The sequence below is a fragment of the Roseomonas genomospecies 6 genome (genome assembly GCF_008365375.1).
In the GTDB taxonomy this organism is placed as follows: Bacteria; Pseudomonadota; Alphaproteobacteria; order Azospirillales; family Azospirillaceae; genus Azospirillum.
Genome location: NZ_QOKW01000026.1, coordinates 43,693 through 56,888 on the forward strand (window position 1 = coordinate 43,693; position 13,196 = coordinate 56,888).

11 protein-coding genes are annotated in these 13,196 nt (G+C 67.5%); 1 reads left to right on the top strand and 10 read right to left on the bottom strand.

Annotation, left to right across the window (positions count from 1 at the left end; all coding sequences use genetic code 11):
* Positions 1 to 111: 111 nt before the first annotated feature.
* The 9 genes from DS843_RS24570 to DS843_RS24610 all read right to left on the bottom strand — a co-directional run bounded on the left by DS843_RS24570 (position 112) and on the right by DS843_RS24610 (position 12,207).
* On the bottom strand, positions 112 to 498 hold the full coding sequence (locus DS843_RS24570; protein WP_149471466.1) for a hypothetical protein: 387 nt from the start codon (positions 496 to 498) through the stop codon (positions 112 to 114).
* 26 nt (positions 499 to 524) lie between these two features.
* Complete coding sequence (locus tag DS843_RS24575) at positions 525 to 857, bottom strand: hypothetical protein (RefSeq protein WP_149471467.1); 333 nt, start codon at positions 855 to 857, stop codon at positions 525 to 527.
* A gap of 52 nt (positions 858 to 909) precedes the next feature.
* A complete protein-coding gene (locus DS843_RS24580; RefSeq protein WP_149471468.1) occupies positions 910 to 2,532 on the bottom strand; it encodes a hypothetical protein in 1,623 nt (540 codons plus the stop codon).
* On the bottom strand, positions 2,525 to 3,538 hold the full coding sequence (locus tag DS843_RS24585; RefSeq protein WP_167525451.1) for a hypothetical protein: 1,014 nt from the start codon (positions 3,536 to 3,538) through the stop codon (positions 2,525 to 2,527). The genes DS843_RS24580 and DS843_RS24585 overlap by 8 nt, the downstream gene beginning before the upstream one ends.
* Before the next feature lies 1 nt (position 3,539).
* Complete coding sequence (locus DS843_RS24590) at positions 3,540 to 5,588, bottom strand: hypothetical protein (protein ID WP_149471470.1); 2,049 nt, start codon at positions 5,586 to 5,588, stop codon at positions 3,540 to 3,542.
* Between the two features lies 1 nt (position 5,589).
* A complete protein-coding gene (locus DS843_RS24595; protein ID WP_149471471.1) occupies positions 5,590 to 7,398 on the bottom strand; it encodes a hypothetical protein in 1,809 nt (602 codons plus the stop codon).
* Between the two features lie 14 nt (positions 7,399 to 7,412).
* A complete protein-coding gene (locus tag DS843_RS24600) occupies positions 7,413 to 9,608 on the bottom strand; it encodes a hypothetical protein (RefSeq protein WP_149471472.1) in 2,196 nt (731 codons plus the stop codon).
* A gap of 66 nt (positions 9,609 to 9,674) precedes the next feature.
* On the bottom strand, positions 9,675 to 10,508 hold the full coding sequence (locus DS843_RS24605; protein ID WP_149471473.1) for a hypothetical protein: 834 nt from the start codon (positions 10,506 to 10,508) through the stop codon (positions 9,675 to 9,677).
* On the bottom strand, positions 10,492 to 12,207 hold the full coding sequence (locus tag DS843_RS24610) for a hypothetical protein (RefSeq protein WP_149471474.1): 1,716 nt from the start codon (positions 12,205 to 12,207) through the stop codon (positions 10,492 to 10,494). The genes DS843_RS24605 and DS843_RS24610 overlap by 17 nt, the downstream gene beginning before the upstream one ends.
* Positions 12,208 to 12,314: 107 nt before the next feature.
* On the opposite strand from DS843_RS24610, the gene DS843_RS24615 reads away from it, so the two are divergent.
* Positions 12,315 to 12,500 carry a hypothetical protein gene (locus DS843_RS24615; protein ID WP_149471475.1) on the top strand — a complete coding sequence of 62 codons (186 nt, stop codon included), beginning with the start codon at positions 12,315 to 12,317 and terminating at the stop codon, positions 12,498 to 12,500.
* 145 nt (positions 12,501 to 12,645) lie between these two features.
* Here DS843_RS24615 and DS843_RS31905 read toward each other — a convergent pair whose 3' ends face one another.
* A complete protein-coding gene (locus tag DS843_RS31905) occupies positions 12,646 to 13,041 on the bottom strand; it encodes a transposase (protein WP_286192295.1) in 396 nt (131 codons plus the stop codon).
* Positions 13,042 to 13,196: the final 155 nt, after the last annotated feature.

The following is a 13,196-nucleotide window of genomic DNA, read 5'->3' on the forward strand; positions in this document are numbered from 1 at the left end:
GAGCCACGCTGGCGCAGCCCGGCCTCACAGGCTGGCCAGTTCGTCACCCTGTAACGGGTCCGCGGGTTCCGGTGGCGGCGGTCTCACCCGCTATCAAGGACCAAACGTCGATCACGCCGCGTCGCCGTTGTCCGGCATGAAGGAGAAGGACGGGGGTTCGGGATCGACGCAGGAGATCAGGATCGTGTCGCCGTCGAACAGGAACTCGATGGCGTCCTTCCCGTAGACCGCGCGGTCGAGACCGGACCCGCGCTCCACCGTGACGCTGCGCTTGCACAGCGTGGCGCCGTCGGCGAACGCCTCGGCGGTGATGGCGTTGAGGTGGACGTCGTCCTCGTCGCCGTAGGTGACCTCCCGCAAGCCGGGAGATTGCGTGTCGCCCGCCTCCAGGTCGATCGTGACCTCGCCGGACGAGCGGGTCGGATGGTCGCCCATCCGGACCGTCAGGGTGACCGTCAGCGGATGCCCGGTCTTGTTGATCAGCGTCTTCGTCTGCATCGGTGTGTTCCTCTCCTGTGGCCCGCTCACGACACTTGTCGAGTGGAAAGGCTGAAATTGAGCCCCTGCACGTTGAAATCGACACCGTTGTTCCGGTTCAGGGCGTCGTCCAGGGACGAGCCGCGGATGATGACCACATACTGCTGGCCGATCATCTGCCCGTTGTACACGGCGGCGAGGCGGATTCCGTTCAGGTAGATGTCGATGTGGTTCCCGTATTCCTGCCATTGGGACTGGCTCGGACCGAGATAGAACTCCTTGGTGCCCGCCTGGTTGCGCGGGTCGTCGCTGGCCCGGACGATGAGCGTCACGGTCATTCCGTAAGGGCTGTGGTTGGTGAACAGCTTTCTGCCTGCCATGCTCGTCTCCCAGTGTGATGCCGCCGCCGAAGCTCTCGATGTGGATTTCAGGTCACGCGCATGCGCCCGTGCAGCCGGCGACCTGATCGACCGACAGCCACAGGTTCGGGGTGTCGCTGCGCGCGGTGCCGGTGCAGCAGGTCACCGACCCGTCCTCGTGCACGACGCGCAGCCGGTACGGGTAATCCTCGGGGTTCTGCTTGCCGATCACGATGTCGCGGATCGACCGCTCGATGACGACGTCCACCCGCGGGTTGGACGGCGTGAGCGTGACCGCCTTGCCGGGAAAGATGACGTCCAGTTCGAGGATCTCCGGCGGACCGGCGAAGGCCTTCGGCACCGTGCGCACGGAAAACCGCGCCGGGTAGGTGCTGTCGGTGACCGTGTCGAGGATGTCGTCGAAGAAGGCCGCCTCCAGATCCTTGGGCAGGCGCCCGTTGAAGTCGATGCGCTCCTTGTACCGGCCGTCGAGCAGGTCGACGTCGACCCAGCCGCGGAACAGCGGGTTCTCCGGCGCGGTGCTGAAGATCGCCGCCCACAGGGCGCGGAACTGCGTGAAATTGAGGGAGATTTCGTTGCGCAGGCCGGCACCGAGGTCGATCGCCGCGTCGGGCTGCACGAGCGGGCTGCTCGCGGTCGCCTGGGCGTTCGGGAAATACAGCGTGAAGCTGGTCCTCACGGTGTGGGCGTCCTGGAGCGACACCATCCGCGGCGTCACGCCCAGCCTGCCCTTCAGGGCCTGGGCCGCGTTCTCGATGCGGGCGAAGTCCACCACCGGCAGGCCGTAGACCCGGAAGGTGGCCCGCGCCTGATCGACCGGGGCGTCGCCGTCCGGCAGCGAGAATTGCAGCAGCGACACCGTCGGCACGCCGGCCGGACCCTTCGCCAGCTCGAAACCCTCCGGCGCGTAGAAGACGCGCGCCGGGTCCTGGTTGTCCTGGTAGTAGTTGTAGGCGCGGCCCTTCCAATCGACCTGCCATTGCCGGTAGCCGGGAAGCGGCGGCACCGGAATCCGGGCGGTGTAGGTGCCGTCGAGGACGGTGAACTGCTGCGGGTACTCCGGATCGCCGGAGGAGACCATCGAAAAGAAGGTTCCCGGCGAATCGATCGGGATGCCACCGAAGGCGTCGAGCAGGCCCTGGCGGATCGCCGCGTCGGACCAGTTCTCGTCGATGAAGGCCTGGGTCTGCTGCGCGGCGAGGTGCAGGCGCTGGGTGATGTCCAGCGCGACGTTGGGCGTGCTGTCGAACAGGGCCTCGCGCGCCCGCTTCAGGTCGGTGCCGGACAGGACCGTGGTCAGGCGCCACAGGTTGCCGCCTTCACGCGTCGCCGCCATCGGGATGCGCGTGCCGCCGCCGCTCGCGTCGAGCAGAAGCGTGAAACCGAGGCCGTCGAAATAAGGGCTGGCGGTGCCGACCGTGCCGGCGAGCCCGGTGGGGGGTTCGGCGCTCAGATACAGGGTCAGCGTCCCGTCGTCCGACAGGTCGGTCCGGAAGGTCTCCCGGCCGCCCGCCGTCTGCACCGCGGTCTGGAAGGCGGGCAGATAGTAGCGGCCCCCGGCGGCGCTTTCGAGCACCGCCGCGTTCGTCAGGGATGGCAGGGGCGTTATGAGGGCGCTGCCGAGTTCGTGCCGGCGCGCGCGGGATCGTATCACTCTGACGACTGGTCTAATCATGGCGTGCTCCTTCACCCGGCGTTCCGGGAGGGCGGAAGGTGATCTGGAGGGTCGGGGCGGCGGCCCCGTCGATGACGAAGGCGATGATGTTGTGGACGTCGGTGTGGGCGTCGGCGTCTGGTGGCCCTTCGGCCAGGGGTGCCGTCAGCGCCTCGTAAGGCCCGAGGTCGATGTTCCGGACGGCGGCGCGCCGGAGGATCTGCCGCCGGATCGCCCGGTCGTCGCCGACCAGATCGGCGGCGAAGGCGAACAGCGAGAAGACCGGCGCCCGTCCATGCCGGTCCAGGCGGTAGCTGAAGCCGAGCCGGGCGTCGGGCAGCGCCCCGCCGGGATGGCGGAACTCGAACGCGTCGACCAGCGCGATCAGCTCCGCCGCGCGCCGCTCCAGGCCGACCTCCGCCATGATCCGCTCCAGCCACGCGGCCGGCATGCCGTGGCGCGGCATCTCGAAGTAGACCTCGCGACGGCCGCCCTCGCCGCTGCCCTCGATATGGGTGCCTTCGAATCCGGCAAGCGTCGGGGACAGGCGCCGGTCGCCGCCGCCGGGCCATGGCACGGTCCAACCGCCCGACGCCCCCGATGCGGCGCCGGGGGGCGTCTCGACGTAGATCTTGAAGCCCGGCGGGCGGCCCGCGCGATGGCGGACGCCCAGCCATGCGCCCCAGCGCAGGGGGCCGCCCGGCTCCCATCCGTCGAGCGCCGGGCAGGCCCATGCGGGGTCCAGGACGCGGATGCGGTCCCGGATGCGCGCGAGCCGGGTCTCCACCGGCCCGCCGATGTCCACCGTGTAGCGGAGATCGGCGCCGGAGCAGGAAAACTCCACCGGTCCGCCGCCCATGTTCAGGGGCGCCGCCTCGGAGGGTGGAACCGGGACGTGGCCGTCGAACAGGACGGCCAGCGTCCGCGCGGCCTCCGGCGCCACGTCCGGCGCGCCGGCGCGGATCGCGCGGATCGCGCCGGCGGCTTCCGTCGGCAAGCCGTCATCCAGGGCCGGGGTCCTCGTCATGTCACAGGGCCGACTTGACGCTGACCGTCCTGCCGCCCGACGCGGACGGGACGCTGTAGGTCTCCCCGTCCATCGGAGTCACCTCGTAGCTGAACTTGAGCTGGCTCGCCCGCAGCGGCTTCAGCGTCGGCACGATGCGCGTCACCGTCTGCCTGTTCTCCAGGGTGAAGGCGTCCTCCCATTGGAAGTCGCCGTCCTGGTAGAAGAGCACGACATCGGCGCTCTCCTCGGCGAAGCCGGCCTTGAAGGCGACGGGGACATGGCCGGCGAAGCGGTCGTAGATGACGATCTGCCGTTTGTCCAAGGCGGTTTCCGGGCCGCGGGCGTGAAGCACCCGGGTGCCCTTGCGCAGTTCGACCTTGTACTGGATGGGCTCGTTCCGGAAGGCGGCGTCGTTGCGGATCTTCAGCGTCTGGGCCGTGTCCTTGCCGCTCAGGAAGACGACGCGCTTCTCGCCCGTCCACCTCCGGCTGGTCAGCGTGACCACCACTTGGTTGGCGTCCTCCCACACGAAATCGCTGTCGAGCAGGACGTCGAGCCGAAGGAATTCGACGACGGCTTCCGGCATCGCGGGGATCAGGCCGCGGTCCTGCCGGCCGCTGACCGAATACTGGTGGGTCTCGGCGCTCCAGTCGCCACCCGGCTTGAAGACGTAATCGACGGTGTAGGCAACGTCCGCCGAGCCGCGCGCGTCGTACTGGAAGGGCAGCGGGTTGGCGCCGCTCACCTTGCCGTCGTCGAGGGTGATGGTGCAGGTGGTCTGCTTGTTCGGCGGCGCGTCGGCGGGGTAGCGGGCGTGCACGTTGATCGCCTGCAGGCCGGCGTCGGTCAGGTCGGCGGCCGGGGGCAGGGCCACCGTCACGTTGTAGGGCCGCCCGAAGGGGTCCTGGGAACGGTTGACCTGCGTGACGTGGCTGGCGGGATTATCCAAACCTTCCAGCACCAGGGACTGGGGCAGGACGACGGTGGGCCGCGCCTTCATCTCCGAGTAGTAGAAGTCGATCGTGTTGACCTGCTGCCCATGGTAGATGGCGGCGCGGATGCTGACCTTGGGAATGAGGAAGGTCGCGGTCTTGACGAGTTCCTTGCCCGCGCTGTCGGCCTCTTCCCCTTGCAGGCCCTCGCTTTCGGCCTGCTCGGCGGCGGCGTCCTCAATCGCGCGGGTGGTTTCGATGGCCTCGGCCACCTGCGGGGCCTCCGACACCGGCTTCCAGTCGCTGCTGTTGTCGAGCTGCACCTGGAAGAAGTTGGCGATGAAATAGTCGATCAGGAACTGCATCGCCCACTTCTGGCCCTCCTCCTCCTCGCCGGTGAAGTTGATGACCTCGATGTTGATGCCGGCGTCCTGCATGATGCGTTGCAGGTGCCCGTTGACGCCGACGTCGAGCAGCAGGGCCTGCAGCGGAATCTGGCCGCCGATGCTGATCTGGAAATCGGAAACCACCTTCTCGAACGACCCGGTGGCCCGGAACGTCACCGACGGCCGCATGGAGAGGAATTCCAGGCGGTAGAGCGCGGCGATCATGTTGGAGCGGCTGAGGATCGCCTCCTTCATCGCCGCGGCGAGCCGGCCTTCCTTGGTGAACTTGACGGAGCAGACGGCGGCGTTGTCGCCGACCAGCGACGAGGAGCCCGCCGACCACACGACCTGTTCCGTGCTCTGGTAGAGCACCGAGGGGTTCGCCTCGCTGGCACCGGCGGCCTGCGTGGCGAGCGGCCCGAGGACCGAGAAGTTCACCGCGCCGGATTTGTAGGGAACGGTCGCCAGATTGATCTTGGAGGCGCTGATTCCGGTGCGCCCGGCGATCTCGCCGCGGATCTTCTCCAGGGTCGCGGGCGGCACGGCCGTGTTGACCTCGAAGTTGAGGAAGCCGGTCCCCTCCGCGTCGGCGGCGGAGTCGGTGTACCAGAGGTAGGACAGGACCTTGCGCCGGTCCCGCTCGGCCAGACGCACCCGGCCCGGGATGTACCAGTACTGGAAGGGAGACGCGTGGTCCGGATAGACGTCGACGCCGTCGACGGTGTACTTCGTGGAGCCGATCAGCAGCATGTCAGGTTTCCTCTTCCGGGAGTTCGTTGCGGTCCGACACCGCGATGCGGGGGCCGGCGCCGGCGATGGTGGGGCCGGGGGCGGTGCCGCCGGCCGTCAGGACCAGGGTCGTGCGGCAGGAGAGCGTGCCGTCGTCCGTGAACCAGTAGGTGAAGGCCGCCCGTGGAGCGGCCGCGGTCAGGGCGATCTTCTGGGACGGGTCCCAGATCTGGAAGGCGCGCCCGCCCCTGGGGGTCACGGCGATCGTCCGGCAGCGCCCCCAGTCCACGCTGGGCGACGCCGCGAAGGTGACGCGGCGCTGCCGCAAGGGGTTCAGGAAGATGGCCGTGCCCGAGGGAAAGCCGCCTTCCGTGTGGAGCATTCCGTTGACGGCCTTGTGGACCGCCTCGAACCACACCTCGTCCAGATCGACCGGCGCCGGCGCGAACAGCTCCATCGTCCCGGAAGGCCGCGCCCCGTTCAGGATCAGCGTGGCCGGAGACACGTCGATCCCATCGATCCCGTCGATCCCGCAAAGACGGACGGTGACGGACCGGATCAGGCGCCAGGGGAAATCGTCGGCCACGGTGACGTGGTAGCGGCGGAACGTGTAGAAGGCCGACGGCAGGATGTCGACGAAGGCCTGGTCGCGCCGGATGGCGGCGGCGCCGGTGGCCGATGCCCGGCCTTCCCCCACGAAGTCCAGGTCGCAGCTGCAGGAGTATTCGACCGGCCGGTAGGGGTTGTGGGGCAGGCTGACCCGCCACTCCCCGCCGCCCCGCGCGCCGAACACGCGGGCCGAGGGCTGGATGGCGGCGGGAGTGACGGAGAGACTGAGCGCCTCCAGCGGGTCGCCGTCGAACGGCCCGTGGCAGCGGATCGTGACGTCCTGCAGGAAGCTTCCCGACGTCGGCAACTCGACCACCGGCCTGCTGCTCAGCGCGTCGGCCAGATCGGTCAGCGCGCCCTGGACGTGGATCGAACGGGCGACGGCGGCACGCATGGTCATGTTGAGGTCCAGCTTCCGCGTGTAGGTCTGGATCTCATGCAGCGTGCTGGAGGAATAGCCGATCTCCCAGCCGCCGTCGTCGTCCCCGGTCGGGCGGGTGAAGGCCGGCAACGGCGTCAGCAGGGCCTTCAGGCTTTGCAGGAAAGCCCGCTTCAGCGCCGTGGGCGGTTCCTCCTCGCGCTCGTCGATGAAGATGATCTCGATCGCGCCGCTGTGGCGCAATTCCTCGAAGGTTTCGATCTTCTCGACGCTGAAGAAGAGCAGGCCGGCCTTCTTCTTCTTCTGGAGCCAGTCGCGGAAGCGTTCCTCGTCGAACCGGATGGAGAAGCTGTAGGCCGGACGCAGGGCCTCGAACCTCAGATCGTAGACGACCGAGATCGGCACCGACAACGGGTCGTCCAGGGAATGCTTCAGGAGCAGATACTGCTCCGTCGTCAGGCCCAGGCAGACGACCGCGCTGTTGTCGTTGAGAAGGGACGGCACCGTGTGGACCGGATCGCCCCCGATGATCGCCGCCGTGACCGTGCCGGACAGCCAGGGCACGGGGCTGAGCTGGGCGCCGGGGGTCCGGCGCCGCAGCGTCCCGAGCGCGGTGGCGAGTTCCGCCGGGTCGGGCGCCAGATCGACCACGAAGGACAGCATGCCCGCCTGTCCGTCCCGCGGCCGGTCGTAACGCACCAGGGTGAAGCGGTGTCCGTCCGCGTCGCGGGCGATGCGTGGCCGGGTCGCCGCGTAATAGAACTGCTCGGGCACGGCGGAGTCCCCATAGAGAAGGAGCCCCTCGGCACCGGCGAGTTCGATGATGTGGTCGTCGGTCAGCATGCCCGCCCCGCCGGTCAGAAGTTGGAGAGCGAGTCCTTGGAGACGGTGATCTCGAAGCCGGCGTTGACATCTCCGATCGTGCCGCCGCTCAGGTCCTTCAGATCGGTCGCCCCCGCGCTGGTGGTGACGCGAGCCCTGGTCACCCGGAACGACGACGGGATGTCGCGGAAGCCGGGCACCTTCCACACCGGCTCGTTGGGCTTCATGGTGGCGGCGTCGAGCGTGACCGTGTGGACGAAGGTCCGATCCGGTCCGGTGCTCTTGAAGACGTACTCCATGCGCAGTTGGGCTTTGGTCACGCCCGGATCGAGGGCGACGTGAACCTCGTAGGTCGCGTCGCCCAGCGGGTTGACCAGGATGATCTCGGCGTTGCCGTCCTTCAGCCTCCTCTGCCGCGGGATGTCGACGAACGGGGCGCCGGTGTTCAGGTTGAGCGTGAGCTGGTGGCCCACCATCCCCTCCATCGCCTTGCCGAACGGCTGGACGATGGAAATCACCTCGTTCCTCACGAGCGTGACGCGCTTTTCCCAATCGCCGTAGCTGAGGGTGACGTACGCGCTGCCGATGATGTCCCAGGGCAGATCGGTGCTGTCCAGCTTGACGCTGAGAACGCCCAGATCGACGTCGGAAAGATTGAGGTAATTCCGGTTTCTGCTGTCGTCGCCGTTGTTCCGCACCGCCCCGGACGCCTGAAGGGAGCGGGTTCCGTCGGAATAGGTGATGAGATACTCGTACTCCATATCCTTGTTCGGGGACTGCTTGCTGAAGGTTCCCTTCAGCTTCGGCGCCAGGGGCTGGCTGCCCTGCGCCTTCTGGGGGGTGGGCGTCACGTATTCGAGGATGGTGACTTCCTTGCCGGACTCGTCGCGCAGCCGTTCATTGGCGTAGGAGAGCTGGGTGACGACGAAGCGCTCGACCTTCTGGTTGGCCATACGCCCGAAGCTGGGCGGGTTGACCGTCACGTCGGCGTGGAAGTAGGGAGTCTTGTTCAGGTCGATGAGGTGGAAGTAGTTGGTCAGCTCGGCTTGCGGAACCAGCTTCTCCAGCTTGGCGAGCTGTCCCTGCGGGGTCTTGGCGACCTCGATGGCCTTGGTCAGCTTGTAGGTGCGGGTCTGCTTGCTGCCGCGTTCGAGCTTGTGCAGCCCTTCGATGGTCAGATCCTCGAGCTTGACGTCCGGGATCTGCGTCTGGACCATGTTCTCGAGCTGGCTCGCGGCCCATGTGGTGAGGATCTCCTCGACGCTCTTCTTGTCGTCCTTGGAGGCCACCGACGGCAGCGTGATGTCGATCGTGCCGTCGCTGAAGTTGTTGTAGGTTTCGCCGCGCTTCACCGCCTGGTAGTGGGTTCCCCAGGTTCCCCGGCGGATGTTGTATCCGACCTCGAGCTTGGCATAGATCGCCTTGTCGAGCGTCACGACCGCCTTGGCGTGGGGCAGCAGACCTTCGAAGCTGACGTTGTAGACGACGGAGATGATGCTGTCGCCGCCCTTCTGGGCGTCGTAGCCGTCCGGTTGCGAGCCCTTGTCCAGCTTGGGGCCGCCCAGACCGTGCCAGAAGAGGTTCGCGCCGATTTCCTTGAGGTTGAAGGTGACGACCGCGGCGTTGCTGTTGACCAGGGAGGGGGTCGTCTTCAGCTCGCCGCTCGACACCTCGGGCTTGTTTTCGATGTAGTTCTGCTCGCCGGCGAAGGCCTTGACCGTGACGCTTCCCTTGGTGAAGGGGATCGGACGGATGTCGATGGCGTCGCGGTTCGGAAGGAACTGTGCCCAGTCGCGGTTCGGGTCGAAGCCCGCCTTCTTGGACGCCGCGACCTCGTCGGTGTAGCCGAGTTCGCCCTTCAACTGCGTCACGCGCTCGGTCTCGCCCGCCACCATCGCCTGACAGAGCTGAAAGGTGAGCTGGGCGATCTTCCTCATCGTGGGGTTGTTGTTCACCGCCGCCGCGAGCTGGTCGCGAACCCCCTGAACGTTCATGTCCGGCATCGGAAGCGCGAGGGTCATCGTGCAGATGCCGCCCGGCGTGGCGCCGCCGCCGAAATACCAGGTCATGTTGAAGCTCGGCTTCCCTTCCGAATTGAGAAAGAAATCCGGGCGCTCCGCCATGGCATAATAGAGATTCTGATCTTCGTCATCGGGGAACAGGGTGTAATTGTTCTTGCTGCTCCCAACGGGGACGTTGTTGACCGATATGGCGGGAGAGATCTTGAGCATGATGTTCTCCGAACTGTTCAGATGGGTGGCTGAGTTTTGAGGGATGCGGCGGTCCGGAGGCGGGCGTCAGGCGGCGCCCAGGTCCGCCGTCCGCCGGATGTCGAAGTCGACCCGAACCCGTTCGGAGAACTTCCGCCTGACCATGAAGCCGCCCGCCGCCTGGGGCGCGGTCTGGAAGCCCGGAAGCCGGTCGCGCAGATCCTGGGCGATCGCGGCGCGCGCCTTGGCGTGGAGGGTCCGCAGCCGCGCCTCGGGGATGCCGGCGCCGCTCAGGAGGGTCAGGGTCAGGGTTCCGTCCGCCAGCGCCCGGTCCACCGCCGTGGCGAAGGCGTCGGGGGCGGGCGGCGGCTTGGTCGCCAGGGCCCGCAACAGAGGAGCGAGATCGCCGGCGATCTCCACCGCCGCCGTCTCCCGCAATTCCAGAGATCCGCTGTATTCGAGGGTCAGGACGCCCGCCTTGCCCTCCAGCGCCGCCGCCACGGCCTCGGCCTGGGCGGCGCTCAGCGTCTCCTGGAACACGGTGCGGTAGGACGTCCAGCCGCTGCTCGTGCTCGGCCCGAGCGTCGCGGGGTCGCCGTCGTCCGGGGTGATGACCAGCGTGGCGGTGGTTTCGCCGAGGTCGGCGATCTGCAGGTTGATGTAGTCCAGATCCGGGCGCGCCGCCCGGATCGCCTCCACCGCCGCCGCGACCTCCTCCTCCGTCGCCGCCCAGACGGTTTCGCAGGCGAAGACGGCGCCGGAGGGAAGCTGCATCAGCGTGGCCCGGAGCCGCCCGTCCTCCCGATCGATGCGGGGGAGGCCGGGAACATATTCGAAGATCCCCGCGTCCGAGTCCCCGGTCGGGTAGCAGTAGAGGCCCCCGGCCAGGAATCCCTGTGGCAGATCAGGCGTTTCGGACATTCTGCGTTCTCCCTGTGTCGTGCGTCTCGGTGGCGGCCAGTTCCAGGTCCTCGCCCGGCGGCAGGCCGTCGGACCATGCGGTCGCGCCGCCCCCGTCCAGCAGGCGGCGGTGGCGGTAGCGGTTGTCGAAGAGGTGATCGGAGACGTAATGGACGCTGGCGGTCGGCTGCTCGGGCGTGACGTCGAGGATGACCGACCCGTCGGCGTCGTCGGGCGCGGCTTCGCGGCGGAACTCGAACCGGGCCTCGCGCACGCCGGGGGAGAAGGCGACGTGGACGCGGACGGTCTGCGGGCCGTAGCCGGGAAAGCTCCAGAGGTCGAGTTCGACCGGGCGGCTGCTGACGGACTGGCCGGGAAGGTCGAGGTGAATGGGAGGCCGCTTTCCCCTCCGGTCGCGCGCCGTCACGGCGAGGCGGTGATCGCCGCCGGGTCGGAGGAGGACGCTCGCCGATGGCTGGTCCGGCGTCAGTCCGGCCGTGTGGGGCGTGCCGGTCACGGCAACGGCGATGTCCGCCTGGGCCAGCAGCGCCGGCGCCGCCCGGACCGTCAGAATGTCCAGGGGACTGTCGGCGGGTCCGAGATGGAGATAGCCTCCGGGACCGTCGAACCATGGAAATTCCAGCACCTCCCCATCGACGACGAGGGTGAGGCGGGCGCTGTAGGCCTGTCCCGTGCCCTTTCGGAAGGCGAGCGCGACGGTCTGGCTCCGCCGGTCGCCCGGATCGAGCGTCACCGCCTGCGCCGTCGTCATCCCGGAGCGGGACAGCGACTTGTCGACGCGCAGCGTGACGTCGATGGCGTCGCAGTTGCGGATGTTCGCCGGGAACCCCGAGGCGACCGCCACCCGCATCGTCAGCCGGTCCTCCGGCAAGGGGCCGACGCGGGTGAAGGCGGTCACGCGGTCGCGTCCGCCGGCCGCGACGATCGGCGCGAACGGGTCGAGCGCCAGAAGCTGCGGCATCTCCATCAGGAAGGGCGTGCGCAAATCCCAGCGAAGCGGGCCGGTGCCCTCCGGGGGAGGGCGCAACGCCACATGCGGGCCGTCGGAAACGCGCGGGCAGGGCGCCGGACCGCCGAAGTGGCGCAGCAGCCGTCCGGCAAGCGCCAGGGCGCGGTCGCGGGTGGGAATTCCGGGCTCCGCCGCTTCGAAACCGACAAGGCCGGCTGGCCTCTCCAGGGCCGCGACCAGATCGCCGAAGGGGAGGCTGGGAGCGTCGTGATGGAGCGCGCGCAGATGCGCGATCAGGACGCCGGGATCGAATGTGGCCGTCGCTGCGACCATCGGCAGAAAGCCCGCGACCGCGCATTCCAAGGCCATGCGCGCCGAAACGAGCGTGCCTTGCGCGAGCTGGGCGTAGAGAAGGTCCGCCGTTTTTGCCGGAAGCCGCACGTCCAGCGCCGCGCGCTGCGCGCCGTCCCAGGTGGCCGGGGCGCTGGCGCGATGGGCGCCGCACTCGAAATACCAGGTGGCGCCGGGAGCCAGCGAAGCGGGGAACACCACGGGGCCGTGCGCGGAATTGGGCGCGGAACCGGTCGGAAAGAGAGAAGGATCGTCCCGGAGGCTGGCGTGGTCGCCGCCACGAACGAGGCCCATGTGCAGGCTTGCCGACAAGGACTGATCGTCATCGGGCGCGTTCTCGTCTGAAAAGAACTCCAGGAAGAAATCGGGCGACTGGTCCGCGCGGCTGGCAAGCTCCACGGAACGGGGAACCGCCAGGAAAACACGGTCCGCGCGGTAGGCGGGAAACAACCAAAAATCTTTATGGATTCTGGGGGCCTGCCAAATTGGAAGGCAATCCGAATAAGATGATCGGTGTCGATGCGTCATTTTTGTCAATCAATACATCTGTGTTGCGCGGCTATCATGAAATGGAAATTCATTCAGCTTCGTATGGTGGTACCGCTGAAATATTCGAGCAGTCAACAGGTTTTGGAATAATGTTACCGGTTGTCATGCTATTGTGTGTTGATGATGCTCGGCGACGTTTATGATATTCATTTGTATGTTTATTTTTGTATTGGATATGGGATTCTGTTCCTTGCAATCCATCTCTTTGGATGATCGTGAGGCCGCCTCAGACCTGAGAGTCTGTCCTGAAAGATTATTTCCGCGTGAGGCGCCGAAGCATCACCCGGATCATGGCGATGCGGATGAAGGCGACGGATGTCGCCACGCACCATTCGTAATGGCGTACCAAGCGACGGCATCGGGTGAGCCATGACAGCGTTCGCTTGACGAGCCCCCGCTTGGGGAGGACGACGAAGCCCTTGGCCTGATCGGAGCGCTTGACGCGATCTCCAACCGCCAGTCACCGGTGTCCCTCACCTTGGTGGCCGCGACGTTCCCTTGGTAGCCGCCGTCGGCGAAGATGACTTGGAGGAATGGGAAGCGGGAGCGCGTGGTTTTGTCCGGAACCAGGGCCGTGCCGTCGCGGTCCTGGACATCGGCACGATGAACGGCGACGTTCAGGAGCAGTCCGAGCGTGTCGACGAGGATGACCGCGCGGCAGAACGTCGAGTTCGGCCTGCGCATGCAGCGCGTCTCCGCCCCCGTCCGGCGCCGCCGGGCGCTGGACCGGGTCGGGCTGCGCCACGCCGCCGACCGCTACCCGCACGAGCTGTCGGGCGGCTGCGCCAGCGCGTCGCCGTCGCCCGCGCCCTGGTGGTGGAGCCGGAGGTGGTCTGATG

What these genes read in the sequence shown, in the direction of transcription:
- DS843_RS24570 (WP_149471466.1), bottom strand. Translation starts at nt 498, where the DNA reads ATGCAGACGAAGACGCTGATCAACAAGACCGGGCATCCGCTGACGGTC.
- DS843_RS24575 (WP_149471467.1), bottom strand. Translation starts at nt 857, where the DNA reads ATGGCAGGCAGAAAGCTGTTCACCAACCACAGCCCTTACGGAATGACC.
- DS843_RS24580 (WP_149471468.1), bottom strand. Translation starts at nt 2,532, where the DNA reads ATGATTAGACCAGTCGTCAGAGTGATACGATCCCGCGCGCGCCGGCAC.
- DS843_RS24585 (WP_167525451.1), bottom strand. Translation starts at nt 3,538, where the DNA reads ATGACGAGGACCCCGGCCCTGGATGACGGCTTGCCGACGGAAGCCGCC.
- DS843_RS24590 (WP_149471470.1), bottom strand. Translation starts at nt 5,588, where the DNA reads ATGCTGCTGATCGGCTCCACGAAGTACACCGTCGACGGCGTCGACGTC.
- DS843_RS24595 (WP_149471471.1), bottom strand. Translation starts at nt 7,398, where the DNA reads ATGCTGACCGACGACCACATCATCGAACTCGCCGGTGCCGAGGGGCTC.
- DS843_RS24600 (WP_149471472.1), bottom strand. Translation starts at nt 9,608, where the DNA reads ATGCTCAAGATCTCTCCCGCCATATCGGTCAACAACGTCCCCGTTGGG.
- DS843_RS24605 (WP_149471473.1), bottom strand. Translation starts at nt 10,508, where the DNA reads ATGTCCGAAACGCCTGATCTGCCACAGGGATTCCTGGCCGGGGGCCTC.
- DS843_RS24615 (WP_149471475.1), top strand. Translation starts at nt 12,315, where the DNA reads ATGATCGGTGTCGATGCGTCATTTTTGTCAATCAATACATCTGTGTTG.
- DS843_RS31905 (WP_286192295.1), bottom strand. Translation starts at nt 13,041, where the DNA reads ATGCGCAGGCCGAACTCGACGTTCTGCCGCGCGGTCATCCTCGTCGAC.